A 26549-nucleotide genomic window follows, 5' to 3' on the forward strand; every position below is an offset into this window, starting at 1 on the left:
GGTCCGGATCGCCCGCCGCCGACGGCCTCAGCGCCGTTCGGCGGCCGAGGCGTCGCGGATGGCGTTGAACTCGGCTGTCGGCTTCCAGGCCGGCCAGGTGGTGCTGTCGGCCACCGTCAGACCCAGCCGGTACAATAGATCCAGGTTCTGAAGTGCGGCGGTGAAGTCGTAGTCCGCCCGCCATTCGTCCGTCAGCTTGTGATAGTAGCGAGCCATCTGGGCCTCGTAATAGGGTTTGCCCGCTTCGATTCCGCCCTCCACGAAATCACGGCCGCTCCACGGCATCAGAGCCGGCACCCCGCCTGCGGCGAAGTTGAAGTGGTCGGAACGGTAGTAGAAACCCTCTTCCGGATAACCGTCGCCAGTGACGGTGCGCCCCTGGACGGCGGCGAACCGTCCCAGAACATCTTCCAGTTCGGACTTGCCGACGCCGAAGACCGCCACGTCGCGCGTCGCCGGGGTGAAGGGCAGCATGTCGATGTTGATGTCGGCCGCCGTCTTGGCCAGCGGATAGACCGGGTCGGCAGCATAGGCTTCAGAGCCCAGCAGCCCCTGTTCCTCGGCCGTGACGTGCAGGAAGACCACGGTCCGCTCCGGCGCCGGGCCGTTCTTGAAGGCGCGGGCCATTTCGATCAGGCCGGCCGTGCCCGAGGCGTTGTCCCAGGCGCCGTTGAAGACGTCGTCCCCCGCCTCGTTCTTCTCCCGCGCCTTGCCGACGTGGTCCCAGTGGGCGGAGTAGAAGACATATTCATCGGGCCGGGTCGTGCCGGTGATCTTGGCCAGCAGATTGTTGGAGTGGATGACCTCGGTCTTTTCGGCGATGTCCACGCTGAGCCGGGCGCCCAGATCGACGCCGCCGCCCAGGCCCGCCGTCTTGGCACGCGCCAAGGCCTGGGCCAGGACGTCGCCGCCGATGGCCGCTCCGGTCGCCATATTGATCGAGCCGGTGAAACGGGCGTCGCGCGCGCCCTTGACCGTCATCACCGGCCGGTTCGCGCCGCCGACGGCGCGGCGCCAACGGCCCTCGACGTCCTGAAGACTGATGACGCCGACGGCCCCGCGCTTCAGCGCCTCCTGGGTCTTGTGTTCGCCCGAGCCGTAGAAGTTGGGATCGGCGCCCATGGACTCTGGCTGACCACGCAGAATGACCACGACCTTGCCGGTGAGGTCTGTCGAACCATAGTCGTCCCAGCCCCGCTCGGGCGCCACAATGCCGTAGCCGGCGAAGACCAGGGGGGCGTCGGCGACCTTGACCACCGGATCGGCCGGGCCGGCCCGCAGGGTGATGTCCGCGCCCGACGTCAGATCATGGCTGACGCCATCGGCGCCGGTCCAGGTCGCGACGGGGGGCCGTTCGGGCGTGAACCGCACCAGATCGACCGGCTGGAGCCAGGAGCCGTCGCGCCCGCCCGGCTCCAGACCCATGGCCTCATACTGGGCCTGCAGATACTCCAGCGTCAGCCGCTCGCCGACCAGGCCGGGGAAACGCCCCTCCAGCCGATCGTCGGCCAGATATTTGATGTGGTCGGACAAGCGCTGGGCGCTGAACTGTGGGGTGGCGGCCGAGGCCACGGCGAAGGCGTCGGTCGCGGCCGAAGGCGGGACGACAGGCGCGTCCGGCGCCGTGGCGCAGGCGGCCAGGAGCAGGGCCGCAGCGGCGATGATGGAAGAACGACGCAGGATCATGAAGGTTCTCGAATGAGGAAAGACGGGAGGAGCAGCGGACTTAGCGGCGTTCGGCAGCGGAGACGGCGCGGACGGGACCGAATTCGGAGCCCGACTTCCACTCGGGCCAGTCGCGACCGTTCGCCAGGGCGCGGCCAACGTCATAGAAGACCGTCAGATCTTCGATCATTCCGCTGTAGTCCCAGTCCGGCGACCATTCATCGGCGGCCTGGTGATAGCGTTTGGCGCCGTAGTCGCTGCGCGCCGCCTGGCGCTCGGCGATCGGTTCGTCGCGGAAGTCGCCCCGACTGCCGGCATAGGCCATGGGCACGCCGCGCTTGGCCAGGGGGAAGTGGTCGGACCGGTAGTAGGTGCCGGCGGCGTTCTCGTAATCCGGCATCAGGGTGCGGCCCTGGGGCTGGATCGCGGCGGCCAAGCGCTCGTCGAAGTCGGACTGGCCGTAGCCGGTCACGCCCAGGCCGGTGACACGGCCATAGACGTTCATCGAATCCATGTTGAAGCCGCCCACCGTCCTGGCCAGGGGATAGACGGGATTGGAAGCGTAGTATTCAGCGCCCAGAAGGCCGCTCTCCTCGGCGGTGAAGCTGATCATGACGATTGAGCGTTCGGTCCGAGGAGCCCGACCGTACATCCGCGCCAGCTCCAACAGGCCCGCCGTGCCCGAGGCGTTGTCCACGGCGCCGTTGAAGATGCGGTCGCCCGTCTCGTCCGGCTCGCCCATGCCGATGTGGTCCCAGTGGGCGGTGTAGAGGACCGTCTCGTCCGGATGGGTGGTTCCCGGCAGGCGGGCGATGACGTTATGGGTGGTGACCTGACTGGTCGCCACATCGAACTCGGTCGAGAAGCCGGCGCCGGTCAGGGGCACGGGCTGGAAGTCGCGGCGGCGAGCCTGGGCCTTCAGCGTCTCGAAATCCAGACCGGCGCGGCGGAACAGATCGACGGCGACGTCGCGCTGGATCCAGCCCTCGACCGGAACCCGCTCAGCCGCCGCATTCTGGCGCAGGATGTCGAACTGGGGCACGCCCCAGGAGTTGGCGACCGTCTGCCAGCCATAGGAGGCGAGCGCCGTCTCATGGACGATCAGCACCCCGGCCGCGCCATGGCGGGCCGCCTCTTCATATTTGTAGGTCCAGCGGCCGTAGTAGGTCATGGCCTTGCCGCCGAAGGTGTTCAGGGCCGGTTCTTCGAAATCGGCGTCATTGACCAGGACGACCAGCACCTTGCCGCGCAGATCCTGCCCCTTGAAGTCGTCCCAATTCCGCTCGGGCGCGGTGATCCCATAGCCGACGAAGACCAGGGGCGCGTCCTTCAGGCTGACGTGCTCGGCCGGGCGGCGCGTCGAGAGGGCGACCTCGCGCCCCTGGGTCATCGGCAGGGTCCAGTCGCCCAGCTTCAGCGCCGCTTGGACGTTGGACTGGGTGAAGCGGTTCAGGATCACGTCCTGGGTCCATTGGCCGTTCGGACCGCCCGGTTGAAAGCCGGCGGCGGCGTATTGGCGGCTCAGATAGTCGATCACCTTCTGCTCGGCCGGGGTGGCGATGCCGCGTCCCTCGAAACTGTCGTCGGACAGGGTTCGAATGTCCTCGGCGATGCGTGCGGCGTCGAAGGCCGCGACCGGGCCAGAGCCTTCAAGCGCCGCCGGCGCGGCGCAGGCGGAGAGTGCGGCGCCGGCCATCAGCACGGCGACCAAGGAAGATCGGATACGCATGAACACAAGGCCCCACAGCCGCAAACAGAGGCTGAACCCTAGGCGGGGAAAGCCATCATGTCGATTCCGTGTCAGCGGCCAGGATGTCGCAAAACAAAGCCCGCCGAAGCGGGGCTTCGACGGGCTGGGTCTCGGTCTCAGTTCGGGCGCGCCTAGTGGGCAACGCCCTTCCAGATGCGGCGATAGCTGGCGTAGGTCAGGCCGGCGAAGATCAGCAGGAAGATGATCACGCCGAAGCCGGCCTGTTTGCGCTCGACCATCTTCGGTTCGGACGTCCAGGCGATGAAGGCCGCGACGTCCTTGGCGTACTGATCCACCGTCTGGGGCGAGCCGTCGTCATAGGTGACTTGGCCGTTCTGGAGCGGCGGCGGCATGGCGATGAAGCCGCCCTCGGGCACATGGTCCGGGTCGCCGGTCCAGAAGGGGGTCAGATCGCCCTGCATATAGGGGTTATAGTGCTGACCGGGACGGATCTGCAGGCCCGCGGGCGGGGTGCGATAGCCCGACAGCAGGGAGTAGATGTAGTCGGCGCCGCCGTGACGCGCCTTGGCCATGACCGACAGGTCCGGCGGCGCCGCCCCCCCGTTGCCGGCCGCAGCAGCGGTGGCGTTGGGATAGGGGGCGCGGAACTTGTCGGCTGGGGTGGCGTCGCGCTGGATCGGCTCGCCCGTCTCGCTATCGATGTCGGGAACCTGGATCTCCTTGGCCAGGGCCTTCACCACCGGATTGTCGTTCGGATTGGGATATTTCGGATTCCAGAACGGCCCATGGCGATCGCCCAGGTTCCGGTAGTGCATCAGGTTCATGCTGTGACAGGCGGCGCAGACCTCGTGATAGACCTTGTAGCCGCGCTGCAGCTGGCCCTGGTCATAGACGCCAAAGGGGCCGTCGAAGCTGAAGCCGCCGGAGCGGGGGTGGGCCGCCCCGCCCTCCGCCAGGGCGGGCGCCGCCGTCATCAGGCCGAGGGCGGCGACCGCCGAAGCGACCAGTCTGGACATCGACACGCTCATTTTTCCAAAGCTCATGACGCTCAGCCCTTCTTCTCGGGCGAGGCGGGCGCGGCGGCCGGGACGGCGTCGCCCCCCGTCAGGACCGGTTCCGAGATCGTCGCCGGGATCGGCAGCGGCGTCTCCTTCAGCCCCACGAAGGGCAGGATCACCAGGAAGAAGACGAAATAGTAGAGGGTGAACAGCCGCGTCAGCCACAGGTAGGAGTTCACCTCTCCGTCGAACAGGACGAAGCTGGCCATGCCCGGAATGACCGGGGCGTCCGGCAGCTGACCGCCGCACCAGCCCAGGCCGACGCCGACCACCAGGAAGATGAAGAAGAAGGTCCGCATGGTCGGGCGATAGCGCATCGACCGCACCTTGGACGTGTCCAGCCAGGGCAGGACGAACAGGACGCCGATGGCGCTGAACATGGCGACCACCCCGCCGAACTTGTCCGGCACCGCGCGCAGAATGGCGTAGAAGGGCAGCATGTACCATTCGGGCACGATGTGGGCGGGCGTCTGCAGCGGGTTGGCCGGGATGTAGTTGTCGGCGTGGCCGAGGGCGTTCGGCTGATAGAAGACGAAGACGGCGAACAGGATCAGGAACAGGATGATCGCAAAGCCGTCCTTGACCGTGAAATAGGGGTGGAAGGGCAGAGTGTCCTTCTTGGCGCGATCCTTCGGAATGAGGATGCCCACCGGATTGTTCTGACCGGCCGAATGCAGGGCCCAAAGGTGCAGGACCACGCAGCCCAGGATGGCGAAGGGCAGCAGATAGTGCAGGGAGAAGAAGCGGTTCAGCGTCGCATTGTCGATCGCCGGGCCGCCGCGCAGCCAGATCAGGATCGGTTCGCCGACGAGGGGCACGGCGCCGATCAGATTGGTGATGACCTCTGCGCCCCAGAAGGACATCTGACCCCAGGGCAGGACATAGCCCAGGAAGGCGGTGGCGATCATCAGGAAGAAGATCACGCAGCCGATGATCCAGATCATCTCGCGCGGCGTCTTGTAGGAGCCGTAGTACAGCCCCCGCAGCATGTGCAGATAGACGGCGATGAAGAACATCGAGGCGCCGTTGGCGTGGACATAGCGGATCAGCCAGCCGCCGTTGACGTCACGCATGATCCGCTCGACCGAGGCGAAGGCCAGGTCGACGTTCGGCGTATAGTGCATGGCCAGAACGATGCCGGTGACGATCTGCGTCATCAGGCACAGGGCCAGGATGCCGCCGAAGGTCCACCAGTAGTTCAGGTTCCTGGGCGTCGGCAGCGACATATAGTCGGCGCCGAAGCGGATGATGGGCAGCCGGGTGTCCAGCCATTTTTCGACGCCCGTCTTCGGGACGTAGGTGGATTCGTGTTCGCTCATTTCCTCCCCCTTCGCCCTCAACCGATCTTAACGCGGGTGTCGGACGTGTATTCGTAGTCGGGCACGACCAGGTTCAGGGGCGCCGGCCCCTTTCTGATCCGACCGGACGCATCGTAGTGCGAGCCGTGGCACGGGCAGAACCAGCCGCCGTAATCGCCGGCGCCGAAGGTCGGGACGCAGCCCAGGTGGGTGCAGGAGCCGACCACGACCAGATATTTCTCATGCCCGGACTTGGTGCGTTCCGCATCCGTCTGGGGCGGGCTGCCGACGGCGCCCTCGGTAATGACCTTCTGCAGCTCGGCCGGGGTGCGATAGCGCACGAAGACCGGCTTGCCCTGCCATTTGATCACGACCTGCTGGCCCTCCTGAACCTTGGTCAGGTCGAACTCGATCGAGGCCAGGGCCAGGGTGTCGGCCGCAGGGTTCATCTGATTGATCAGAGGCCAGGCGATCATCGCCCCGGCGCCCACCGCAGCGGCGCCCGCCGCGATATGGATGAAGTCGCGGCGATTCGGATCGCCCTCGCCTTCCGGAATCACACCCGTTTCGGCCACGTTTCACCTCTCGAAGACCGCCGGGACCGCCTGTGTTGGCGCTCCTCTGCTACGGCACGAACCCTAAAAGCGCTGCCCTGTGGTCCCCTCGGCCTGTATTTGCGGCATTCGCCGCAAGCTGCTGACGTTTCTTGCGAAACGCTCGCAAACAGACCGCGACAAACCCCCAGGTCGCGTATACCTAGGGCTTAGAATGCGTCTCGCCCTTTTTCAACCGGACATTCCTCAGAACGTCGGCGCCTGTATCCGGCTGTCGGCCTGTTTCGGCGTCGCCCTGCACGTCATTGAGCCCACAGGCTTCCGTTTTGACGACCGCGCCATGAAGCGGGCGGCCCTGGATTACGGCCCCCTATCGCACATGACCCGCCATGCGGATTGGGACGCGTTCCAGCGCGAGCGACCCGCCGGACGGCTGGTGCTCTTCACCACCAAGGGGGCGACGCCCCTGCCCGACTTCGTCTTCGAACTCACCGACACGCTTCTGTTCGGCAAGGAGACCGCCGGCGCCCCGGACTATGTGCACGCCGCCGCAGACGCGCGCGTGGTGATTCCGCTCAGACCCGAGGCCCGGTCGCTGAATCTGTCGGTCACGGCGGGCATCGCCCTTTGGGAGGGCCTCAGGCAGACGGGCGGGCTAGGCTGACCGTCCGATCTATCCCGACCGCCGCCAGGAAGTCCGCATCGTGGCTGACGACAACGAGGGCGCCGTCATAGGCGCTCAACGCCGCCTCCACCGCCGCCACCGAATCGAGGTCCAGGTGGTTGGTCGGCTCATCCAGCACCAGAAGCTGCGGCGGGCGCGTTCCCGTCATGACGCAGGCCAGGGCGGCCCGCAGCCGTTCGCCGCCGGACAGGTCGCCGACCCGCCGATGCGCGGCCGTATTTCGAAACAGGAAGCGAGCCAGGGCCGCCTGGGCTTCTTGGACCGAACCGTCCGGATTCAGCCGCATCCAGGCCTCGACCAAGGTTTCCTGGGGGCGCAGCAGGGCCGCCTCCTGATCCAGCAAGGCTGCGGGAACAGGTCGCTGCACCTGGCCCGAAGTCGGTGCAAGATCGCCGGTGATGAGCCGCAGCAGGGTCGTCTTGCCCGCGCCGTTCGGGCCGGTGACGGCGACCCGCTCCGGGCCGGTCAAGGTCAGATCCACGGGGCCGACGATCCGCCGCCCGCCCTGTGTCGTCCAGACCGCCCCGCTCAAGGTCGCCACCGTCCGTCCCGCCGCAAGGCCTGTGGCGGGCATGGGGATGGCCAGGGTCCGCACCCGCTCCACCCCTTGGTGCGCGGCGGCCAGGGCGGTTTCCGCCTCCGCCGCCTGGCGCACAGCGAGGAGCCGGTCGGCGCCGCCGCTGTTTTCGGCCCGCTCGGCCCGGGCGTCGATCAGAATCCTGGGCATGTCGCCCTTGGCCGCCTTGCGGCGTCCGGCCGCGTCTCGCCGCGCCTTCATCTCCGTGCGACGCTGGGCGTCCGCCGCCACGCGGGCCAGCGTCCGTTCAGCCTCGACCAGGTCGCGTTCGGCTGTTTCGCGCTCAATCGCCTTGCGTGCGGCGTAGAGGTCGTAGTTCCCGCCGTGGACGGCGACCCCCAGGCCGGACACCTCGACGATGCGATCCATGCGACGCAGCAGATCCCGGTCATGGCTGACCACCACCGCCCCGCCCTTCCAGCGACCCAGCACCTCGGCCACCCAGCGCCGCGCCTCGACGTCCAGGTGATTGGTCGGTTCGTCCAGCAGGATCAGGTCGGGCGCCGCCAGGATCAATCCCGCAAGCCGTAGCCGGGTCTGTTCCCCGCCGCTGAGGCTCCTCGTCGCCCGGTCCATCGGCAAGCCCTCCAGCCCGACCTCGGCCAAGGCCGAGGCGATCCTGGGCTCCAGCGTCCAGTCGGCGTCGGCCATGTCCTGGGCGTCGCCCTCGCCAGCCAGCAGCCGGTCTATCGCCGCCAGAGCGGGCGCGACGCCCAGGGTTTGCCCCGTCGTCTCGTCCGGCGACGGATCGGACCGTTGATCCAGCACGCCGACGGAGGCGGCGCGCGTCACACTTCCCTCGCTGGGCGAAAGGTCGCCGGCGATCAGACGCAGCAGCGTGCTCTTGCCCGCGCCGTTGCGACCGACGACGCCGGTGCGCTCAGGCCCGAACGTCAGGCTCAGATTGTCGAAAAGCGTAACGCCGTCAGGCGTTCTAGCGGCGACCTTGTCGAGGGTCGCGAGCGCGGACGGGGACGCGCTTCGGCTTGGGCTGGTTGGCATGGAGGATCACGAGCAGCATGGCGGACAGGGCGGAACCGGTTGCCAGTGCGATGATCATGATCTTCGAGCCTCCTGCTCAAAACTCCTCAGAGACAGGAGGATGGGTCGTATTTATGCAATCCGCAAGTCCGGGGAGCCCCTGATATGAACACGCCCGCGTGAAGAGGGGGTGGCTCCGGGGTGGACCGATGGTCCGATGGCGCCCCGCCCACCAAGCCGCTAGGACGTCGGAATGGAGAGCCGCTTCCGCATAGAAGACCCTGCCGGAGCCGCCGCGCGCCGCGACGCGGCTGTTCAGCGGCTGCGCGACGAAACCGGCATCGACGAGGCGATGATCGACGCCCTGGTCGAGGGCTTCTACGCCCGCGTCCGCGACGACCGGCTGATCGGGCCGATCTTCGCGGATCGGATCGCCGACTGGGGCCCGCATCTGGCGCAGATGAAGCTGTTCTGGTCGTCGGTCGCCCTTTCGTCTGGCGTCTACCAGGGTCGGCCTATGCCGAAACATCTGCCCCTGCCGATCGACGCGCGCCACTTCGACCGCTGGCTTGAGTTGTTCGCCGAGACCGCCCGCGACCTGTGCCCGCCCGTCGCCGCGGCCCATTTCATCGAACGCGCCCGCCGCATCGCCGAGAGCCTGGAGCTCGGCGTCGCGACCGCAAACGGAGTGATGCTGGCCAAGGGGGAGCGTTTCTTGCGCCCGACACAGGCCTGGACGCCGGAGTAGGTCAACCGGGCTGGACGCGCCCAGTGCGCAATGTTCCCACATTGTTCTTGCTTAAACCGGGCAAATCATCCCCATATAGCGATGTCGCGCCGGAGCCCTCCGGCTCCTCTCCGCGTTTCCCGGACCGCATGACCGAAAAGCACAACTTCATCCGCGTTCGCGGCGCCCGCGAGCATAATCTCAAGGGCGTGGACCTGGATATTCCGCGCGAACAGCTGGTGGTGATGACCGGCCTGTCGGGCTCGGGCAAGTCGTCCCTTGCGTTCGACACCATCTACGCCGAGGGCCAGCGGCGCTATGTCGAGAGCCTGTCGGCCTATGCGCGCCAGTTTCTGGAACTGATGGGCAAGCCGGACGTGGACCTGATCGAGGGTCTGTCGCCGGCCATTTCGATCGAACAGAAGACGACGTCCAAAAACCCTCGCTCTACCGTCGGCACGGTGACGGAGATCCACGACTATATGCGCCTGCTGTGGGCGCGGGTGGGGGTGCCCTATTCGCCGGCCACCGGCCTGCCGATCGAGAGCCAGACCATCAGCCAGATGGTCGATAAGCTGACGGCCCTGCCCGACGGCGAACGCATCCTGCTGCTGGCTCCGGTCGTTCGCGGCCGCAAGGGCGAGTACCGCAAGGAAATCGCCGAGTGGCAGCGTCAGGGCTTCCAGCGGCTGAAGATCGACGGGCAATTCTATCCGATCGACGAAGCCCCGACCCTGGACAAGAAGTTCAAGCACGACATCGACATCGTCGTGGACCGGATCGTGACCAAGCCGGATCAGGAAGGTCGCTACGCCGACAGCCTGCAGACGGCGCTGAGCCTCGCCGACGGTATCGCCACGGCGGAATGGGCCAGCGTCGCCGAGGGCGAGACAGCGCCGCGCACCCTCGTCTTCTCCGAACGATTCGCCTGCCCGGTGTCCGGCTTCACCATCTCGGAGATCGAGCCGCGGCTGTTCTCGTTCAACAATCCCTTCGGCGCCTGTCCGGTGTGCGACGGCCTAGGGGTCAAGCTCGCCTTCGACGCCGACCTGGTGATCCCCGATCGCGACAAGAGCCTGCACAAGGGGGCGGTAGCGCCGTGGGCGCGCGGCCCCTCACCTCTCTATACCCAGACGCTTCAGTCGCTCAGCCGCCACTACGGCTTCTCGATGGATGTGGCTTGGCGCGATCTGCCGGCCCAGGCGCATAAGGCGATCCTGCACGGCACGGGCGCTGAGAAGATCAAATTCACCTATGACGACAACGCCCGCAAATACGAGGTCTCTAAGCCGTTCGAGGGCGTCCTGCCGAACCTGGAGCGGCGCTGGCGCGAGACCGACAGCGCCTGGGTTCGCGAGGAGCTGGCACGCTATCAGTCCGAGACCCCCTGTGAGGCCTGCGGCGGCAAGCGGCTGAAGCCCGAGGCCCTGGCCGTCAAGGTCGGCGGCGAGGACATCGCCGACATCTCCATGCTGTCGATCTCCAAGGCCTACCTCTGGTTCTCGACCCTGGAGGAGAGCCTGACAGAGAAGCAGATGGAGATCGCCCGGCGCATCCTGAAGGAGATCTGCGACCGGCTGCGGTTCCTGAACAACGTCGGCCTGGACTATCTGAACCTGTCCCGCTCATCCGGCACCTTGTCGGGCGGGGAGAGCCAGCGCATCCGTCTGGCTTCGCAGATCGGTTCGGGCCTGACCGGCGTCCTCTATGTGCTGGACGAGCCCTCCATCGGCCTGCACCAGCGCGACAACACCCGCCTGCTGGAAAGCCTGAAAGGGCTGCGCGACCTCGGCAATTCGGTCCTTGTGGTCGAGCACGACGAGGAAGCCATCCTGACCGCCGACTATGTCATCGACATGGGGCCCGCTGCGGGGGTGCATGGCGGCACGGTCTGCGCCGAGGGTACGCCGCAACAGGTCATGGCCAACCCGAACTCCCTGACCGGCAAATATCTGACCGGCGAGCGGGAGATCGAAATCCCCGCCGACGGCCGCCGCCCCATCGACCGCAAGCGGATGCTGAAGATCAGCGGCGCCAGCGGCAACAATCTGAAGAGCGTCACCGGCGAAATCCCCGTCGGCGTCTTCACCTGCATCACCGGCGTGTCCGGCGGCGGCAAGTCCACCTTCACCATCGAGACCCTGTATAAGGCCGCCGCGCGCCGTCTGAACAATGCGTCGGACGCCCCCGCCCCCTTCGACCGCATCGAGGGGCTGGAGCATTTCGACAAGGTCATCGACATCGACCAGTCGCCGATCGGCCGCACCCCGCGCTCCAATCCCGCCACCTACACCGGCGCCTTCGGCCCCATCCGCGACTGGTACGCCGGCCTGCCGGAATCCAAGGCGCGCGGCTACGGCCCCGGCCGGTTCAGCTTCAACGTCAAGGGCGGCCGCTGCGAGGCCTGCCAGGGCGACGGCGTCATCAAGATCGAGATGCACTTCCTGCCCGACGTCTACGTCACCTGCGACGTCTGCAAGGGCAAGCGCTACAACCGCGAGACGCTGGAGATTGTGTTCAAGGGCAAGTCGATCTCGGACGTCCTGGACATGACGGTCGAGGAGGCCGCCCAGTTCTTCAAGGCCGTGCCGCCGATCCGCGACAAGATGCTGACGCTGGAGCGGGTGGGCCTCGGCTACGTCAAGGTCGGCCAGCCCGCGACCACCCTGTCCGGCGGCGAGGCCCAGCGGGTCAAGCTGTCCAAGGAACTGTCGAAACGCGCGACCGGCCGGACCCTCTACATCCTCGACGAGCCGACCACCGGCCTGCATTTCGAAGATACGCGCAAACTTCTGGAAGTGCTTCAGGAACTGGTCGAGGCTGGCAACACCATCGTGGTGATCGAGCACAATCTCGACGTCATCAAAGTGGCGGACTATCTGCTCGACTTCGGGCCGGAAGGCGGCGACGGCGGCGGCGAGATCGTCGCGGTCGGCACACCGGAACAGGTGGCGGAGAACAAGGCCAGCTGGACCGGAAAATACCTCAAGGAGGTGCTGGATCGTCACGAGACCCGGCGCAAGGCGCGGGTCGCGGCCCTGGGGCAGGCGGCGACGCCCCCGCCGGCGAAGCGGAAGCGGGTCAAGGCCTCGGCCTGAGGTTTTACTCCAGACGCTGAAACGTCTCCGTCAGCCCTCCAGCTGCTTCAAGATCGCCGCGAACGGACTCCAAAGCAGGACGGTGATCAGTGCGAAACCGAGCGCCATCAGCGTCATCAGCAGCAGGGCCGCCAAACCCGCGCCTGCGCCGGAGCCGGACATGGCCGCCGTCATAGGCCAGGCGACGAGGGCCAGCAGCAGACCCACCAACAAGGCCATGGCGACGGCGAGCACATTCACGCCGATCAGAGGCCAGACGATGGGTCCGCTGCGCTTCCATCCTTCCACGAGAGGAAGGCCGCTCCGCAGTACCGTGAGAGGCGCGACCAAGCTGAGTCGAGCCGCTACCCAGAGACCCAATGCAAAGGCGATGAGATTCACGATGACGCCTCCCGCCAGACCGATCGCCGCGCCGGCGCCCCGAGTGGCGAGGTCCGCTCCAACGTTCAATACGAGCTGAACGACGACCAGAATAATCAGAACCCCCAACATCCGAGCCTCGGTCTTGCCCAGTCGCAGGAAGCCGAACCGTCGTTTCTCAGGCTCAAGCACTGCGCGGTAGACGGCCGGCGCGACGAGGGCCTGGGCCAACAGCAACGGCGGCATGAATCCAGCCATGGCCAAGCCGAAGGCTTGTAGCGCTTCTGGCGACAAGGCGTTGATATCGCCGTTGGCGGCCTGCAACTCGGCCATATGGGGCATGATTGCGGGCGCCGCGAGCAGACTGCTCAATATGAGCCCGATCAGCCAGACCATCGACCAGAGGAGAACCGCCGCCGGGTTCTGGCGCGTCACGCGAAACCCCTCGAATGCGGCGTCGGTGGCGGAAAAACTCATGATCGAACTCCAGATCAGATTCGGCGCGACTCTAGCCCATCCCGTCGTCGGCGTCCGGTCCCAGACGCCCCTATCCCGAACCCTTTGTTGCAATTCGTTCTCACTTGCATACTCTGCCTCGGCCTATGAGGACGACCATGACCCGACATCCCCTCCACGCCGGCCTTTTGGCCTCCCTTCTGTCCGTCTGGGGCGCGGGCGTGGCCCAGGCCCACTCCCCCTATCTTCGGCCCAATCTGTTCGACGCGGGGCGGCGCGATCATGTGACCGTCGAGGCGGCCTTTACCGAGGAGGTGTTCAACGCCGAGGTCGCCATGCGGTCCGACGGCTTCCATGTGGTCGGGCCAAACGGCGACACGCCGATCAGCGCCGTCACCTAATCTGCGCGATCTGGCGGTGTTCGAGGCGCCGACGCCGGTGGACGGCCTCTATCGTCTGTCATCCGGCCCACGCGCCGGCCGCACGGCCAAGATGTACCACACCCCCTCCGGCTGGAAGATGGTCGGCGAAGAGGATGCGCCGCCCCCGCCCGGCGCCGAACTGGTCGATGTCCAGAGCATCACCGTCGCCGAGGCCTATGTTATGCGGGGCGTCCCCGACGAGGCGGCGCTGAAGCCCACCGGCCAAGGGCTGGAGCTTCAGCCTCTGATCCAGCCGAACCAGATCGTCGCCGGCGAGGACGCGACCTTCCGCCTGCTGTTCGACGGCCAGCCCCTGGCCGACGCGCCTGTCACCGTCTTTCGCGAAGCCGGCCAGTACGACGGCAAGACGATCGAGACCGAAACCGCCACCGACGCCTCCGGCGTCCTGACCCTGCGGGTCTCGGCGCCCGGCGCCTATATGACCCAGGTCCGCTACCGCACTGCCGCCCCGGCAGGCAGCCCCACCCCCTACCGCAGCTACACCCACACCCTGACCTTCACCGCCGACGCGGGGTGAAGGCGGAGGGGACCGTCCATGTCGCGCCCTTTAGGCCGGGCAGCGCGTTTCGGTCTGGCTGGCGTCCAGCTTGATCTCGGAGACCGAGACGGTCATCGCACCGCTGGTCGCCATGTGGAACGGAACCTCGACGCGCGACAGGTCCCCGCCGTCGGTGCGGAAACAGGTCAGGGGAATGCGGGCTTCGCGCCACTGGCCGACGGGGGCAGAGCGCAACAGGCCGGTCAGGTCCACCGCTCCGCCGCCCAGTTTGAACGCCACCGGGGCGGACGGCGCGACGTCAACACGATAGCGGAAGCCCAGGGCGACGGCGCCGTTGGCTTGGCGCGTCAGATCAACGGGCGTGCCCCAGATCTCGACGCTGGCCGGCCCGGTTCCCGCAAAGGCGAACTGCTGACCGCTCTCCTGGGCCAGGTCGTCGACCGGGCGTGAGGCGACGCCGGCGCGCGGGCTGGTCGTCGTCTTGGCCGTGCCGGGTCGGGTCTGACCTCCTGCGTCGTTCAGCAACAAGCTCCAGGGCGAGACGAACCGGCCGTCGACGAAATAGCGATCCAGATTGGTCGCCTGGGCCGAGACCCCGCTCTCCTCCGACAGCATTCCGACTCGCGCCGGCGCGGCGTAGGTCAGGCCGTAGCCATAGGCGAACTGCGGATCATAGCCGGGCTGGCCGTGGTTCAGCGGCGTTCCCGTCGCATCCTTGGGCCAGCTGAAGGACAGTTTGCCGTGGAAGTCGTGGCGCGGTTTGCCGTCGGCTCGGCCCACCAGGACGTCGGCGATCCCCCCGCCTTCGGTCCCCGGCAGCCAGGCGGCCACAAAGGCGTCCGAGGCGTTGATCTCCGGATTGGTCCACATCGGCCGCCCGGACAGGAAGACCGACACGGTCGGAATCCCCGCCGCCTTCAGCCGCTTCAGCGTCTCCAGCGGCGCGGTCGGGACATAGTCTAGATTGTCCACGTCGCCTTGGAACTCGGCATAGGGGGTCTCGCCGAAGACGACGATCGCCACATCCGGTTTTTGGGTGAAGGACCCGTCCGCGCTCAAGGTTGCGGTCCCGCCGCCGGCCTTCACCGCCTCTTCGATCCCGCTCCAGATCGACTGGCCCTGGGGGAAGTCGGCATTCGTATTGCCCGTCCCCTGCCAGCTCAGGGTCCAGCCGCCCGAGGCCTGGCCGATGTCGTCAGCCGCCGTCCCCGCCACAAGCACCCGCGCATTGGCCCGAACCGGCAGGACGCCGTCATTCTTCAACAGCACCAGCGACTTGCGCACCGCTTCGCGCGCCAGGGCGCGGTGCGCGGGTGAAGCCAGCTCCTCGAACCGGCCTTCCATCGGCCGCGCCGGTTCGAACAGGCCGGTCTTGACCTTGGCCACCAGAATGCGACGCACCGCCTCGTCCACCCGCGCCATAGGGATCTCGCCCGACCGGGCCTGGGCCAGGGTCGAGGCGTACAGCGGCTTCCAGCTGTCGGGCGCCATCAGCATGTCGATGCCCGCGTTGACCGCCAGGGCGCAGCTCTCATTGGTGCAGCCCGGCAGTTGGCCGTGCGCGTTCCAGTCGGAGACGACGAATCCCTTGAACCCCAGCGGCCCGCGCAGGACATCGGTCAGCAGGGTCGGATTGCCTGAGTGCTTGTAACCGTTCCAGCCCGAGAAACTGGCCATGATCGACAGCACGCCCGCGTCGATGGCCTGGACGTATCCGCCCAGGTGGACGTCGATCAGCTCCTGCTCCGTGCCCCGGAAATCGCCCTGATCCTCGCCCTCGAAGGTGCCCCCGTCGGCCAGGAAATGTTTGGCCGATCCGGCGATATGGCCGGGCGCCAGCGGCCGCCCCGGCTGCAGCTCGCCCTGAAGGCCCAGGGTCATCGGCCCGGCGTAGGACCGCTGAACCTCCGGATCCTCGGCATAGCCCTCATAGGACCGGCCCCAACGATCGTCGCGCGGCACGGCCAGGGTTGGGCCGAAGGTCCACTCCGCCCCCGTCACCGCCACCTCCAGGGCCGTCGCCTCGCCGATGCGCCGGATCAGGTCCGGATCGCGCGCGGCGCCCAGGCCGATGTTGTGGGGAAAGATGGTCGCGCCGGGGACGTTGTTGTGCCCGTGCACGGCGTCGATGCCGTAGATCAGCGGGATCACCGTCCCGCCCCGGCTCTCGTTGGCGGCGCGGAAGGCGCGGGCCAGGTCCAGCCATTTCTGCGGGGGCGCCTTGTCGTCGCCCCAGGGACCGGAGCTGCCGCCAGCCAGGATCGAGCCCAGCGGATAGGTCTTCAGATCGTCGGGGGTGATTGAGGAGATGTCGGCCTGGATCAGCTGGCCCACCTTCTCCTCCAGCGTCATCCTGGCCATCAGTTCGGAGACGAATGCCTCGGTGCGGGCGTCGCTGATGGCCGCCGGGGTCGCGGCATGGGGCCAGCGCTCGGGATGAGCTCGCGACGCTTCGGGAACCGTCGCCGTCTGCGCCAGGGCCGGCGCGCCCCCGCTCACGGCCAGGGCCAGCACCATCAGGGACACAGTCGCGCGCATTGGATTTCCTCTCGGGATGAACCAGGAGGACGTGCGTCTGACGGATCGGAAAACAGGCGGATGGGCGCGACGGAACGGCGACGTCCCGATCCTTGCCCCTCAGCGCGTCTGCTCCCGAGCGATCGATCCGCCGCCCTTCGGCGCGATTAGGGCCGGGCCGGCGCAACCCGTCAAGCCATTTTTGAGAACGTTCTCACAACCGCCCTGCGCGCGATGTCGCAGGGCGGTCGGCGCGCGCGACTTAGGCCGGCAGGTCTTCGGCCAGGATGGCCATTTCGAACATGAAGGAGCCTTCCTCATCCTCGTCCTCGAAGACGACGCCGATGAACTCGTCTCCGACATAGACCTCGGCCGAGTCATTCTGCTTGGGACGGGCCTTCACGATGATGCCGCCGGTGTTGAAGGTGCGCTTGAGGTGGGCCTCGATGCGCTTCAGGTCAGTGTCTTTCACGGGGGCCTCATGGTCTTGGGTTGGCCGCGGACCCTAGAGACATCGGGGCTTCAGGGGAACCGGCGACGCGCATTTTCCCCAATCCGCCGCAGGTCCATCACATCCGGCCCTCGCCTTTCGCTCCGCACGTGCGCGAGCGCCGGCCCTTTCGACGAGATGTCCAAAGATTCACGTGACCATCCCGAGTTTCCGCCAATATTGATCAGAGGCTGAATTCAGGAATTCCAGTATGAACCGACTATTGGTTCTCTCGTCCGTCCTCGCAAGCCTTGCCCTGGGCGACGCGGCTATTGCTCAGGCGTCCGGCCCCATAGGCGCCGCAGACGTGGTCGGCGAATGGTCGCTGTTGGTCACGCCCGCTCCCGACAGCGAAAACAGGATCACATTCAAGGGCAAGGATGGAAACGAACGGCTGAACTTTCCACTCAGGATCACAGCCCAGCCCAGAGGCCGTCTCGCCTGCGTGCTGGACGGCGAATCCGCAGATTGTCGGATTCGAAACGGGGACCTGATCGTCGGTTATTCCGGCGGCGGCGTAAGGCTGATCTATACGCTGACGGACCGAGCGCGTGACGGCTTCAGAGGCTCGGCAGCGATGCGGGTGCGCCTCTTGCCGGTCGGCGGCCGCATCGGCGATGTCCGAATGGTTCGCCGCTGACGTCAGGGATCAGGAGCGTGAAGGTCCGCTCGGCTCCTCCTCAGATCACGAAGTCGTACACGACCTCGGCCAACGTATGGTCCATGGTCCGGGCCGGTTCGGCGCCGGTGGGGCAGTTGACCAGGCGCGCCGGCACCCCGGCCACGGTGCAGCCGGACGGCACAGGCTTCAGCACCACCGAGCCCGAGGCCACCTTGGCGTAGTCGCCGATATGGATATTGCCCAGCACCTTGGCGCCGGCGCCCAGCAGGACGCCCTTGCCGATCTTGGGGTGGCGGTCGCCGCGCTCGGCCCCCGTGCCGCCCAAGGTGACGCTGTGCAGCATGGAGACGTCGTCGCCGACCACCGCCGTCTCGCCGATGACGATGCCGGTGCCGTGGTCGAGGAACAGCCCCTGGCCCAGCCGCGCCGCCGGATGGATGTCCAGCTGGAACAGCTCGGAAATCCGGCTCTGGAAGTGGAAGGCCAGGGTCTCACGGCCCTGGCCCCACAGCCAATGGGCCACGCGCCAGCCCTGCAAGGCCTGGAAGCCTTTGAAATAGAGGAAGGGCTGCAACAGATTGCGGATGGCCGGATCGCGCTCGGCCACTGCGCGCAGATCCGCCTCGGCCGCCGCGACCATGGCCGGATCGGCGGCGAAGGCCGACAGGCAGACCTCGCGCACCGACATGGCGCTCATTTCCGGATCGGCCAGTTTACGCGCGATCTGGAAGCTGAGGGCGCCGGCCAGATCATCGTGCGACAGGATGACGGCGTTCATCTGCGAACCCAGCTGGGGCTCCTCGCGCGAGGCGGCCTCGGCGGAGGCGCGCAGCTGGCGCCACACGCTGTCAGTTTCCGCGACGACTTCAAGCTTGGGCATGCCGGACTCCTTCGGCGACATCATACCCGCCCCAGCATGGCCTTAGCCAGCGCCGGAGGCAGGGCTCCATTCAAGCCCATATGATAGGCCTTATACGCCGTCGCCACCGTCAGGCTGTCCCGCACCGTCCCGCGCCCGACTTCGTCGAGCAGATCCAGGAACGGCACGCGCACGACGGCGATCACCTCGGTCGGGTCCGGCGCCACCGGCACAGGCCTCAGGCCCCAGGCGATCCAGGTGTGCGCCATCTCGGTCGTGACAGAGTTCGACAGCTCCATCGTCAGGGCCGGCGTCCAGTGGGCGGCCTCCAGCCCCGCCTCCTCGGCCAGCTCCCGCCGGACGCCGTCGAACGGATCCTCGTCGAGGGACGCCCCGCCCTCGGGCATCTCCCAGGAATAGTTGGCGAAGGCGAACCTCTGCTGCCCGACCAGAACCACCGTGCCGTCGTCATGCACCGGCAGCACCCCGGTCGCGACATTCTTGGGCCGCATCACCGCATAGTCCGCCAACTGGCCCGTCGGGGCGATCACCCGGTGCCGCGTCAACCGCATCCACGGATTTTCGAACACCGTCTCCTCGGTCTTGCTGCGCCAGGCCGGCGGCTTGGCCAGGCCGGCGGCCCATTTCGGTTCGTCGAAATCGCTCATACCTCAGCTATGGCGGACGGCGGGGGGAAAGCCTAGCTAGACCGCATGACCCCTTCGCCTCTCTTTCCGTTGAACGCCCCCCTGCCCGCCCCGGTCCCGTCGCAGGAGTTGCGCGATCGGCTGGCCTCACGCCGCTCCGCCCCGGCCCAGGCCCTGACCAGCCCCGGCCCGACCGAGGCCGAACTGGATCAGATCCTGACCCTGGGCGCCCGCACGCCCGATCACGGCAAGCTGTTTCCCTGGCGGTTCGTGGTCCTGGGGCCGCAGAGCCGCGGGGAAATCGCCGAAAAACTGTCCGGCCTTGCGCAGACCCAGGGCCGTCCCGCCAAGGAGCAGGCGGTCCTGGCCAAGCTGACCGCCGCCCCCGTCACCGTCCTGGTCATCTCGGCGCCCGTGCCCGACGCCAAGCCGCTCTGGGAGCAGCAGATGTCGGCCGGCGCGGTCTGTATGAATCTGGAGCATGCGGCCGGCGCCTTCGGCTATGCTTCCAGCTGGATCACGGACTGGTACAGCTATGACGCCCAGGCCACAGCCCTGTTCGGCCTGACCGACGGCGAGGCGGTCGCCGGCTTCATCCATATCGGAACCCTGAACGAACCGGCCCTGGAACGCCCCCGCCCCGACATGGCGGCCAAGGTCACCCGCCTGCCCTAGATCTGGACAGGCCTTGTCGTTAATCTTTTCCCTCTAAGCGTCAGACCCTTAGCTGTAGCGAGTGGTCCGATGTCCTGTGTGGGTTGCAAAGATGGGGCGGGGTTCGACCTGCCCATCACCATGGCTTTCCAGCCCATCGTCAACGTCTCAACACAGACAGTCTTCGCCTACGAGGCGCTTGTGCGGGGCAAGGACGGCGCCGGCGCCGGTCAGGTGCTGGCTCAGATAGCTGACCACAACCGCTACGCCTTCGATCAGGTCTGTCGCACCACCGCGATCGAACTGGCGGCCGGGCTCGACATGGCGGCGACGGGCGCCAACCTGTCGATCAATTTTCTGCCCAATGCGGTCTATGAGCCGCGCGCCTGCATCCGCGCCACCCTGGCGGCGGCGATGCGAACAGGCTTCCCCGTGAACAAGATCATCTTTGAGTTCACCGAGAGCGAGGCGATGGACGCCGACCACATCCTGAACATCCTGCGCTCCTATCGCGCCATGGGGTTCAAGACGGCCATCGACGACTTCGGCGCCGGTTACGCGGGCCTGGGTCTGCTGACCCTGTTCCAGCCGGACATCGTCAAGCTGGACATGGCCCTGATCCGCGACATCGACACCGATCCGGTTAAGCGCACCATCGTGCGCAACACCCTGAACATGCTGCGCGATCTGGGCGTTGAACCGGTCTGCGAAGGTATAGAGACCCCGGCCGAACAGGACGTCCTGCGCGACTTGGGCGTCGATCTGATGCAGGGCTATCTGTTGGCAAGACCGGCGCTTGAGGCCCTGGGGCTGGTCGCCTGGCCCCGCGCCGCGTCACTGGCCCGCACCGCCTGACGGTTCTTTCTCCGGCCGGTGCACCAGAGACACCAGCACCACCGAGATGATCATCAGCAGGAACCAGGCCCCCAGCTTGTGCAGGGACACCGGCTCCCAGCCCCCGTCCTGCCCCGGATAGGTCCAGGCCCGCGCGAAGGTGCCCAGGTTCTCGGCGACCCAGATGAACAGGGCCACCAGCCCATAGCCCAGCAGCAGCGGCATCGACCGCCGACGCCGGTCCGCCGTGAAATAGAACCAGCCCCGCCCGAACAGCAGGACTGTCGCCAGAAACAGAACGATCCGCACGTCCGGCAGCCAGTGATGGGCGAAGAAATTCACATAGACGGCTGCCGCCAACACCCAGGTCGTCCACAGCGGCGGATAGCCGCGCACCCGGATATGGAATATCCGCTGCACCCGCGCGATATAGCTGCCCACCGCCGCATACATGAAGCCCGAGAACAGGGGCACGGCGCCGATGCGCAGCAGACTGTCCTCCGGATAGACCCACGACCCGTGCGCCGTCTTGAACAGCTCCATGATCGTCCCCGCCACATGGAACAGGAAGATCACCCGCGCCTCCTCCCAGCTCTCCAGCCGGAAGGCCAGCATAGCCGCCTGGATCATCACCGCCCCGACCGCCAGAAAATCATACCGCGAGATCGGCGACTGATCCGGCCACCACAGGAAGGTGCCGACGATCAGCCCCAGCATCAGCCCCCCGAACAGACACGCCCACCCCTGTTTCAGCCCGAACCAAAGGAACTCGTAGGCGTAGCGACGCGGACGAGACCGGTCGGCCCAGGTCTGGGCGCGCGTGAGGAGACGGCGCCCCCAGGCTTCCAGAGGCAAGGAGGAACTTCGCGACATGCCCAAGGCTTAGCCCAAGCCGGCGGACTTGCCATCCGCTGTCGATCAACTTAAGCCTCGGCCCGCGATGCGACGCCCTGGGCCCTCCCTGTCAGCCGGTCTGAAGCTGGTTTTGCAGCTGGTGCTGGCGCTTGTCGCCTTTGCGCCGGCGGCGTCGGCCCACGCCTGCGCCGAAGCGAACTGCGCGGCAGTCGCTGTCGTCGGCGAAGCCGTTTCGGATCAGGACCAGGGCTGCATCGATTGCGGGCCTGCCTGCGCCAACGGCTGCTGCCACGCGCCTCACCCCGCATATAGATCAGACCCGATCCTGATCCAGACGCTGGCTCACACAGCCGCGCGTCACGCCTGGCGTCAGTCGCCGGAACCTACGCCGGTCGATACCGCCGGCCCCGACCGCCCCCCGCGCGTCTGATCCCGCCAGGGCCGCACAGGCCCACTTCGCCTCGTCCGCGTCGTTCCGCTGCTGGGTGGAGCGCGCCTATCGTCGTCAGGGCCGGCCCGTGCGCCGGCCGAGGATCAGATCATGACCATCGCCTATCATCTCCTGGCCGGAGTCGCCTTCGCGACTCTGCTGCCCGCCGCCGCCGCCCTCACCCAAGACCAGAGCCAGACCTCGCCATACCCGCCCCAAACACCGCCCGCCGAAGAAGTCGCGGAGCTGGAGGAGATCTTCGTCGTCTCGACCCGCTCCCGCCGCCGCGTTCAGGACGAGCCCGTCCGGATCGAGGTGCTGAACGAAGAGGAGATCGCCGAAAAGCTCATCATGCGTCCAGGCAACATCTCGATGATCCTGGCCGAAACCGGCGGGGTGCGCGTCCAGGTCACCTCCCCCGGACTGGGATCCGCCAACGTCCGCGTTCAAGGCATGAGGGGTCGCTACACTCAGTTGCTGGCCGATGGCCTGCCCCTTTACGGCGGCCAATCCTCGTCCCTGGGCCTGCTGCAGATCCCGCCCAGCGATCTGGGGCAGGTCGAGGTGATCAAGGGCGCCGCCTCGGCTCTATACGGCGGACAGGCTTTGGGCGGCGTGGTCAATCTGATCTCCCGCCGACCGGACGAAACCCGCGAAGGCGAGTTGATCCTGAACGCCACTTCGCGCGACGGTCAGGACGTCTCGGCCTACGCCGCTGCTCCCCTGTCTTCAGACTGGAGCGGCTCCGTCCTGGCGACCTACAATCATCAGGCGATCCAGGACCTGGACGACGACGGCTGGATCGACATGGCCGGCTACACGCGCTGGTCGGCCCGGCCGCGGCTGTTTTGGAACGGCGACGACGGCGCGACCCTGTTCCTGACGGCAGGCGGCATGACCGAGCGGCGGCGGGGCGGCACGCGCGACGGCGCCCTGGCCCCCGACGGTCAGCCCTTCCGACTGGATCAGGAGACTGACCGCCTGGACGCCGGCGCCGTCTATGAACGGCCTCTGGGCGACAGCGCCTGGCTCCAGGCCCGCGCGTCCGCCGTCGAACAGAGCCACCGCCACCGGTACGGCGATCTGATCGAAGAAGACCGCCACCAGACCTTCCTGGTGGAGTCCTCCGTCTCGGCCGAGGCTATGGGCGCCGACTGGATGGGCGGCCTGGTATGGCAGGCGGATGACTACGCCTCGGACGCCTTCCCGGCCTTCGACTATCGCTACACGGCCCCGGCCGTTTTCGCCCAGGTCGAACGCGACTGGACCGAGGATCTGACGGTTTCGGCCAGCGCCCGCTATGACGACCACAGCCGCTACGGCGGTCAGTTCAGCCCGCGATTGTCCCTGCTTTGGCGACCGGGTCCGTGGACCGTGCGGGGTTCGTGGGGACGCGGCTTTTTCGCCCCTACGCCCTTCGTGGAGGAGACCGAGGCTGCGGGCCTGTCGCGGCTGGAGCCCATCGCCAATCTGGAGGTGGAAACGGCCTCGACCGCCTCGCTGGACCTGGGCTGGGCCAGAGGATCTTGGGAGACCAGCCTGACGCTGTTCGGGTCGGACATAGACGACGCAGTGCGGCTTCAGCCTGTCTCCGCCGACCGAGCGCGGCTGATCAACGTGGACGGCGTCACCCGCACCCGTGGGGTCGAGCTGCTGGGCCGCTGGCGCCGGGCGCCTTTCGTGCTCACCGCCAACTACATGTATCTGGACGCCGACGAGCCGGAGGAAGCAGGATCTGCGCGGCGCGACACGCCGATGACGCCGCGTCATTCGGCCGGCTTCGTGGCCATGTGGGAGGAACACGATCGCGGCCGCCTCGGCTTCGAGGCCTATTACACAGGCGCCCAGCCGCTGGACGACGATCCCTACCGCGATCGCGGCGAGGCCTACTGGGAGCTGGGGCTGTTGGGCGAGGTGGTTCTGGGTCGCTACCGCCTGTTCCTGAACCTGGAAAACCTTCTGGACGAACGCCAGACCCGGAGCGATTCCTTGCTCAGGCCGACCCGCACGGCGGACGGCCGCTGGACAACCGACGCCTGGGCCCCGTTGGAGGGGTTCGTCGCCAACGCCGGGGTCCGTATCCGTTTCGGCGGTTGATCCAGACGTCGCGGGCGGGGTGCGATCTCACCCCCGCCCGCGATAGGTCGGCACGCCCTGGTCCGGCAGCCACAGGCCCTCGGGCGCCGGGCCCGTCTGCCAGAAGACGTCGATCGGTATCCCCCCGCGCGGATACCAATACCCCCCGATCCTCAGCCATTTCGGCTCCAGCAGATCCGCCAGCCGCCGGCCGATGGCGACGGTGCAGTCCTCGTGGAAGGCGCCGTGGTTGCGGAAACTGGTCAGGTACAGTTTCAGGCTCTTGGACTCGACCAGCCAGTCGCCCGGCGCATAGTCGATGACGATATGGGCGAAGTCCGGCTGGCCCGTCACCGGGCACAGGCTGGTGAATTCGGGCGCTGTGAACCGGGCCAGATACAGCGTATCCGCATGCGGGTTCGGCACCCGTTCCAGCACGGCCGTCTCGGGACTGGTCGGGGCGGCGGTCTGGGCGCCCAGCTGGCTGAGGTTGTCGGTGTAGTGGGTCATGGCGCGCCTCAGATCAGGCCGGCCAGGGGCGACGACGGGTCGGCGTACATCCGCTTGGGCATCCGCCCCGCCAGATAGGCGTCGCGACCGGCGATCACGGCGTGCTTCATCGCGCGCGCCATGCGGATCGGATCCTTGGCCCCGGCAATGGCGGTGTTCATCAAGACGGCGTCGCAGCCCAGTTCCATCGCCCTGGTGGCGTCCGAGGCCGTGCCCACTCCGGCGTCCACCAGAACCGGCACCTTGGCCTGTTCGACGATCAGCCGGACATTGACCTCGTTCTGGATGCCGAGCCCAGAGCCGATCGGGGCGGCGGCCGGCATGATGGCGGCGGCGCCGGCGTCTTCCAGCCGCTTGGCCATGACCACGTCGTCGGTGCAATAGACCATGACGTCGAACCCGTCCTTGATCAGCATGTCCAGGGCCCGCAGGGTCTCGACCATGTCGGGATAGAGGTGGGCGGTGTTGGACAGGACCTCCAGCTTGACCAGACTCCACCCCCCCGCCTCGCGCGCCAGGCGCAGGGTGCGCACCGCGTCCTCGCCGGTGAAACAGCCGGCGGTGTTGGGCAGGAAGGTGAACCGGTCAGGCTTCACATAGTCGACCAGCATCGGCTGGTTCGGATCGGTCAGATTCACCCGGCGCACGGCCACGGTCACGATCTCGGCCCCCGCCGCCTCGGCGGCGGCGGCGTTCTGAGCGTAGTCGGCGTATTTGCCGGTGCCCACGATCAGGCGCGAGTTAAAGGTGCGGCCGGCGACGGACCAGGTTTCGGGAGCTGTATCGGTCATGGTGGTGACCTAGTCCTGTCGAGGACGATGCGAAAGGGCGGATCGATCACGCCGCGTTGCGAGACCGGGCCAGATGAACTAGACTAAGTGGACTAAGTTCACCGGGAGCGACGCATGGAAACGGTTAACGTCCACGAGGCCAAGACCCACCTGTCGCGCCTGCTGGACCGGGCCGCCAAGGGTGAAACCATCACCATCGCCAAGGCAGGCAAGCCGATCGCCAAACTGGTTCCCATCGAGGAGACGCCGATCGACACCTCGCGTCGGTTCGGCTTCATGCGTGGTCAGATTAAAGTTCCTGACGACTTCGACACCATGGGTCAGGCCGAAATCGAGGCGATGATCTATGGTGAAGGCGTTCACGAGGGCGACGAGGGCCAATGAGGCTGTTGATCGACACTCACCTGCTGCTCTGGGCGTCGGAGGATCGCGCACGGCTTCCCGCCAAGGCGCAAGCCTTGATGGCCGATCCCGACAATCAACTGGTGTTCAGCGCGGTCAATATCTGGGAGGTCGTCGTCAAGCACGGCCTGAAGCGACCTGACTTCGACTTGGACGCCCTGGTGTTCCGCCGCCAGTTGCTGGACGCGGGTTATGAGGAAATTCCGGTGACCAGCCTGCACGCGCTGGAACTGGCAGGATTACCGCTGATCCACCGCGACCCGTTCGACCGGCTGCTTATCGCCCAGGCCATGGCCGAGGGAATGCGACTGCTGACGGCCGACCGGCAGGTCGCCTTCTACCCCGGCCCCATCCTCAAGGTCTGATCAACCGCCGCCGACGAACTGGACCAGTTCGATCCGGTCCCCCTCGGCCAGGGCGGTGACGGCGTGCAGCGACCGGGGCACGATCTCCAGATTACGCTCCACCGCCACCTTGCGGGGGTCCAGCGCCAGTTCCTCGACCAGCTCCGTCACGGTCGTCGCATAGACCTCGCGTGGATCGCCGTTGACTTGAATACGCAAACCGTCTGCCTCGATGCCCGTGTGTCGGCGTGTCATAGCGCGTTTCGGCGCGGAGGGCATGAGGCGCCGCCGCATTCACATGGCCTACCCCTATTCGTCGCCTACCCCTATTCGTCGTCCTCGGGCTTGACCCGAGGACGACGGCGGTGGGTGATGGGGAGACGGAAGGCTAGCGCCCACCAAACCC

General features: G+C 67.0%; 27 protein-coding genes. 11 read left to right on the forward strand and 16 right to left on the reverse strand.

What is annotated here, in order from left to right:
• Positions 1–27 precede the first annotated feature (27 nt).
• The 5 genes from GGQ93_RS06960 to petA all read right to left on the reverse strand — a co-directional run bounded on the left by GGQ93_RS06960 (position 28) and on the right by petA (position 6307).
• Positions 28–1686 carry a M28 family peptidase gene (locus tag GGQ93_RS06960; RefSeq protein WP_183215942.1) on the reverse strand — a complete coding sequence of 553 codons (1659 nt, stop codon included), beginning with the start codon at positions 1684–1686 and terminating at the stop codon, positions 28–30.
• 40 nt (positions 1687–1726) lie between these two features.
• Complete coding sequence (locus tag GGQ93_RS06965) at positions 1727–3394, reverse strand: M28 family metallopeptidase (RefSeq protein ID WP_183215944.1); 1668 nt, start codon at positions 3392–3394, stop codon at positions 1727–1729.
• A 152-nt stretch (positions 3395–3546) separates the two neighbouring features.
• Positions 3547–4392 (reverse strand): cytochrome c1, encoded by an 846-nt coding sequence (locus GGQ93_RS06970; protein ID WP_054766902.1) that lies wholly within the window; start codon positions 4390–4392, stop codon positions 3547–3549.
• 32 nt (positions 4393–4424) lie between these two features.
• On the reverse strand, positions 4425–5753 hold the full coding sequence (locus tag GGQ93_RS06975) for a cytochrome b (protein ID WP_183215946.1): 1329 nt from the start codon (positions 5751–5753) through the stop codon (positions 4425–4427).
• Positions 5754–5770: 17 nt separating this feature from the next.
• The gene (gene petA, locus GGQ93_RS06980) at positions 5771–6307 is read right to left on the reverse strand and encodes a ubiquinol-cytochrome c reductase iron-sulfur subunit (protein ID WP_054765383.1); all 537 of its coding nucleotides are present in this window, start codon (positions 6305–6307) and stop codon (positions 5771–5773) included.
• Positions 6308–6500: 193 nt separating this feature from the next.
• Between petA and GGQ93_RS06985 the strand changes: the two genes are divergently transcribed.
• Positions 6501–6950, forward strand: a complete 450-nt coding sequence (locus tag GGQ93_RS06985; protein ID WP_183215948.1) for a tRNA (cytidine(34)-2'-O)-methyltransferase — start codon at positions 6501–6503, stop codon at positions 6948–6950.
• Here the strand turns inward: GGQ93_RS06985 and GGQ93_RS06990 are convergent.
• Positions 6925–8550 (reverse strand): ABC-F family ATP-binding cassette domain-containing protein, encoded by a 1626-nt coding sequence (locus GGQ93_RS06990; RefSeq protein WP_183215951.1) that lies wholly within the window; start codon positions 8548–8550, stop codon positions 6925–6927. The genes GGQ93_RS06985 and GGQ93_RS06990 overlap by 26 nt on opposite strands.
• Before the next feature lie 232 nt (positions 8551–8782).
• Here GGQ93_RS06990 and GGQ93_RS06995 point away from each other — a divergent pair, with 232 nt between their 5' ends.
• Positions 8783–9277 carry a group III truncated hemoglobin gene (locus GGQ93_RS06995; protein WP_054765380.1) on the forward strand — a complete coding sequence of 165 codons (495 nt, stop codon included), beginning with the start codon at positions 8783–8785 and terminating at the stop codon, positions 9275–9277.
• Positions 9278–9405: 128 nt separating this feature from the next.
• Positions 9406–12354 carry an excinuclease ABC subunit UvrA gene (gene uvrA / locus GGQ93_RS07000; protein WP_183215953.1) on the forward strand — a complete coding sequence of 983 codons (2949 nt, stop codon included), beginning with the start codon at positions 9406–9408 and terminating at the stop codon, positions 12352–12354.
• A gap of 30 nt (positions 12355–12384) precedes the next feature.
• On the opposite strand, the gene GGQ93_RS07005 is transcribed toward uvrA, so the two are convergent.
• Complete coding sequence (locus GGQ93_RS07005; protein ID WP_054765379.1) at positions 12385–13191, reverse strand: hypothetical protein; 807 nt, start codon at positions 13189–13191, stop codon at positions 12385–12387.
• 137 nt (positions 13192–13328) lie between these two features.
• On the opposite strand from GGQ93_RS07005, the gene GGQ93_RS16130 reads away from it, so the two are divergent.
• Together GGQ93_RS16130 and GGQ93_RS07010 are read left to right on the forward strand one after the other, a co-directional pair.
• Positions 13329–13571, forward strand: coding sequence for a DUF4198 domain-containing protein (locus tag GGQ93_RS16130; RefSeq protein ID WP_221233579.1), 243 nt, complete (start codon positions 13329–13331; stop codon positions 13569–13571).
• On the forward strand, positions 13525–14130 hold the full coding sequence (locus tag GGQ93_RS07010; protein WP_221233580.1) for a DUF4198 domain-containing protein: 606 nt from the start codon (positions 13525–13527) through the stop codon (positions 14128–14130). Before GGQ93_RS16130 ends, GGQ93_RS07010 begins: the two co-directional genes overlap by 47 nt.
• 30 nt (positions 14131–14160) lie before the next feature.
• Here GGQ93_RS07010 and GGQ93_RS07015 read toward each other — a convergent pair whose 3' ends face one another.
• Both GGQ93_RS07015 and GGQ93_RS07020 read right to left on the reverse strand, forming a co-directional pair.
• Complete coding sequence (locus GGQ93_RS07015; protein WP_183215955.1) at positions 14161–16650, reverse strand: glycoside hydrolase family 3 protein; 2490 nt, start codon at positions 16648–16650, stop codon at positions 14161–14163.
• A gap of 241 nt (positions 16651–16891) precedes the next feature.
• Positions 16892–17101 (reverse strand): DUF3126 family protein, encoded by a 210-nt coding sequence (locus GGQ93_RS07020; RefSeq protein ID WP_182713675.1) that lies wholly within the window; start codon positions 17099–17101, stop codon positions 16892–16894.
• A 325-nt stretch (positions 17102–17426) separates the two neighbouring features.
• On the opposite strand from GGQ93_RS07020, the gene GGQ93_RS07025 reads away from it, so the two are divergent.
• Positions 17427–17759 carry a hypothetical protein gene (locus GGQ93_RS07025; RefSeq protein WP_183215957.1) on the forward strand — a complete coding sequence of 111 codons (333 nt, stop codon included), beginning with the start codon at positions 17427–17429 and terminating at the stop codon, positions 17757–17759.
• Positions 17760–17799: 40 nt separating this feature from the next.
• On the opposite strand, the gene cysE is transcribed toward GGQ93_RS07025, so the two are convergent.
• Both cysE and GGQ93_RS07035 read right to left on the reverse strand, forming a co-directional pair.
• Positions 17800–18621, reverse strand: coding sequence for a serine O-acetyltransferase (cysE, locus tag GGQ93_RS07030; RefSeq protein ID WP_054766901.1), 822 nt, complete (start codon positions 18619–18621; stop codon positions 17800–17802).
• Between the two features lie 20 nt (positions 18622–18641).
• Complete coding sequence (locus GGQ93_RS07035) at positions 18642–19268, reverse strand: NUDIX domain-containing protein (protein WP_152949875.1); 627 nt, start codon at positions 19266–19268, stop codon at positions 18642–18644.
• 45 nt (positions 19269–19313) lie between these two features.
• On the opposite strand from GGQ93_RS07035, the gene GGQ93_RS07040 reads away from it, so the two are divergent.
• Positions 19314–19922: a nitroreductase family protein gene (locus GGQ93_RS07040; RefSeq protein ID WP_054765374.1), complete on the forward strand. Its 609-nt coding sequence runs from the start codon at positions 19314–19316 to the stop codon at positions 19920–19922.
• A gap of 69 nt (positions 19923–19991) precedes the next feature.
• On the forward strand, positions 19992–20756 hold the full coding sequence (locus tag GGQ93_RS07045; protein WP_152949874.1) for an EAL domain-containing protein: 765 nt from the start codon (positions 19992–19994) through the stop codon (positions 20754–20756).
• Here the strand turns inward: GGQ93_RS07045 and GGQ93_RS07050 are convergent.
• Positions 20736–21608 (reverse strand): DUF817 domain-containing protein, encoded by an 873-nt coding sequence (locus tag GGQ93_RS07050; RefSeq protein ID WP_152949873.1) that lies wholly within the window; start codon positions 21606–21608, stop codon positions 20736–20738. The genes GGQ93_RS07045 and GGQ93_RS07050 overlap by 21 nt on opposite strands.
• A 91-nt stretch (positions 21609–21699) precedes the next feature.
• Entirely contained in the window at positions 21700–21882 is a 183-nt protein-coding gene (locus GGQ93_RS07055; protein WP_152949872.1) for a hypothetical protein, read from the reverse strand.
• Between the two features lie 249 nt (positions 21883–22131).
• Here GGQ93_RS07055 and GGQ93_RS07060 point away from each other — a divergent pair, with 249 nt between their 5' ends.
• Positions 22132–24117 carry a TonB-dependent receptor plug domain-containing protein gene (locus GGQ93_RS07060; RefSeq protein WP_183215959.1) on the forward strand — a complete coding sequence of 662 codons (1986 nt, stop codon included), beginning with the start codon at positions 22132–22134 and terminating at the stop codon, positions 24115–24117.
• Positions 24118–24144: 27 nt separating this feature from the next.
• Here GGQ93_RS07060 and queF read toward each other — a convergent pair whose 3' ends face one another.
• Positions 24145–24606 (reverse strand): preQ(1) synthase, encoded by a 462-nt coding sequence (queF, locus tag GGQ93_RS07065; RefSeq protein WP_054765370.1) that lies wholly within the window; start codon positions 24604–24606, stop codon positions 24145–24147.
• 8 nt (positions 24607–24614) lie between these two features.
• Positions 24615–25397, reverse strand: coding sequence for a HisA/HisF-related TIM barrel protein (locus GGQ93_RS07070; RefSeq protein WP_183215960.1), 783 nt, complete (start codon positions 25395–25397; stop codon positions 24615–24617).
• A 114-nt stretch (positions 25398–25511) separates the two neighbouring features.
• Between GGQ93_RS07070 and GGQ93_RS07075 the strand changes: the two genes are divergently transcribed.
• Together GGQ93_RS07075 and GGQ93_RS07080 are read left to right on the forward strand one after the other, a co-directional pair.
• A complete protein-coding gene (locus GGQ93_RS07075; protein WP_183215962.1) occupies positions 25512–25781 on the forward strand; it encodes a type II toxin-antitoxin system Phd/YefM family antitoxin in 270 nt (89 codons plus the stop codon).
• Positions 25782–25786: 5 nt separating this feature from the next.
• Positions 25787–26164 carry a type II toxin-antitoxin system VapC family toxin gene (locus GGQ93_RS07080; RefSeq protein WP_224764287.1) on the forward strand — a complete coding sequence of 126 codons (378 nt, stop codon included), beginning with the start codon at positions 25787–25789 and terminating at the stop codon, positions 26162–26164.
• Here GGQ93_RS07080 and thiS read toward each other — a convergent pair whose 3' ends face one another.
• Positions 26165–26362 carry a sulfur carrier protein ThiS gene (gene thiS, locus GGQ93_RS07085; RefSeq protein WP_054766899.1) on the reverse strand — a complete coding sequence of 66 codons (198 nt, stop codon included), beginning with the start codon at positions 26360–26362 and terminating at the stop codon, positions 26165–26167.
• Positions 26363–26549 lie beyond the last annotated feature (187 nt).

Source organism: Brevundimonas aurantiaca (assembly GCF_014199955.1).
Classification (GTDB): Bacteria; Pseudomonadota; Alphaproteobacteria; order Caulobacterales; family Caulobacteraceae; genus Brevundimonas; species Brevundimonas aurantiaca.

Excerpts from the sequence above, each read along its gene's own strand:
- GGQ93_RS07070 (WP_183215960.1), bottom strand. The coding sequence starts at position 25,397 with ATGACCGATACAGCTCCCGAAACCTGGTCCGTCGCCGGCCGCACCTTT.
- GGQ93_RS07050 (WP_152949873.1), bottom strand. The coding sequence starts at position 21,608 with ATGTCGCGAAGTTCCTCCTTGCCTCTGGAAGCCTGGGGGCGCCGTCTC.
- GGQ93_RS06960 (WP_183215942.1), bottom strand. The coding sequence starts at position 1,686 with ATGATCCTGCGTCGTTCTTCCATCATCGCCGCTGCGGCCCTGCTCCTG.
- GGQ93_RS06965 (WP_183215944.1), bottom strand. The coding sequence starts at position 3,394 with ATGCGTATCCGATCTTCCTTGGTCGCCGTGCTGATGGCCGGCGCCGCA.
- GGQ93_RS07045 (WP_152949874.1), top strand. The coding sequence starts at position 19,992 with ATGTCCTGTGTGGGTTGCAAAGATGGGGCGGGGTTCGACCTGCCCATC.
- GGQ93_RS07015 (WP_183215955.1), bottom strand. The coding sequence starts at position 16,650 with ATGCGCGCGACTGTGTCCCTGATGGTGCTGGCCCTGGCCGTGAGCGGG.
- cysE (WP_054766901.1), bottom strand. The coding sequence starts at position 18,621 with ATGCCCAAGCTTGAAGTCGTCGCGGAAACTGACAGCGTGTGGCGCCAG.
- GGQ93_RS07035 (WP_152949875.1), bottom strand. The coding sequence starts at position 19,268 with ATGAGCGATTTCGACGAACCGAAATGGGCCGCCGGCCTGGCCAAGCCG.
- GGQ93_RS07005 (WP_054765379.1), bottom strand. The coding sequence starts at position 13,191 with ATGAGTTTTTCCGCCACCGACGCCGCATTCGAGGGGTTTCGCGTGACG.
- GGQ93_RS06995 (WP_054765380.1), top strand. The coding sequence starts at position 8,783 with ATGGAGAGCCGCTTCCGCATAGAAGACCCTGCCGGAGCCGCCGCGCGC.
- queF (WP_054765370.1), bottom strand. The coding sequence starts at position 24,606 with ATGACCCACTACACCGACAACCTCAGCCAGCTGGGCGCCCAGACCGCC.
- GGQ93_RS06970 (WP_054766902.1), bottom strand. The coding sequence starts at position 4,392 with ATGTCCAGACTGGTCGCTTCGGCGGTCGCCGCCCTCGGCCTGATGACG.
- GGQ93_RS06990 (WP_183215951.1), bottom strand. The coding sequence starts at position 8,550 with ATGCCAACCAGCCCAAGCCGAAGCGCGTCCCCGTCCGCGCTCGCGACC.
- uvrA (WP_183215953.1), top strand. The coding sequence starts at position 9,406 with ATGACCGAAAAGCACAACTTCATCCGCGTTCGCGGCGCCCGCGAGCAT.
- GGQ93_RS07040 (WP_054765374.1), top strand. The coding sequence starts at position 19,314 with ATGACCCCTTCGCCTCTCTTTCCGTTGAACGCCCCCCTGCCCGCCCCG.
- GGQ93_RS07060 (WP_183215959.1), top strand. The coding sequence starts at position 22,132 with ATGACCATCGCCTATCATCTCCTGGCCGGAGTCGCCTTCGCGACTCTG.
- GGQ93_RS07010 (WP_221233580.1), top strand. The coding sequence starts at position 13,525 with ATGTGGTCGGGCCAAACGGCGACACGCCGATCAGCGCCGTCACCTAAT.
- GGQ93_RS16130 (WP_221233579.1), top strand. The coding sequence starts at position 13,329 with ATGACCCGACATCCCCTCCACGCCGGCCTTTTGGCCTCCCTTCTGTCC.
- GGQ93_RS06975 (WP_183215946.1), bottom strand. The coding sequence starts at position 5,753 with ATGAGCGAACACGAATCCACCTACGTCCCGAAGACGGGCGTCGAAAAA.
- GGQ93_RS06985 (WP_183215948.1), top strand. The coding sequence starts at position 6,501 with ATGCGTCTCGCCCTTTTTCAACCGGACATTCCTCAGAACGTCGGCGCC.
- GGQ93_RS07075 (WP_183215962.1), top strand. The coding sequence starts at position 25,512 with ATGGAAACGGTTAACGTCCACGAGGCCAAGACCCACCTGTCGCGCCTG.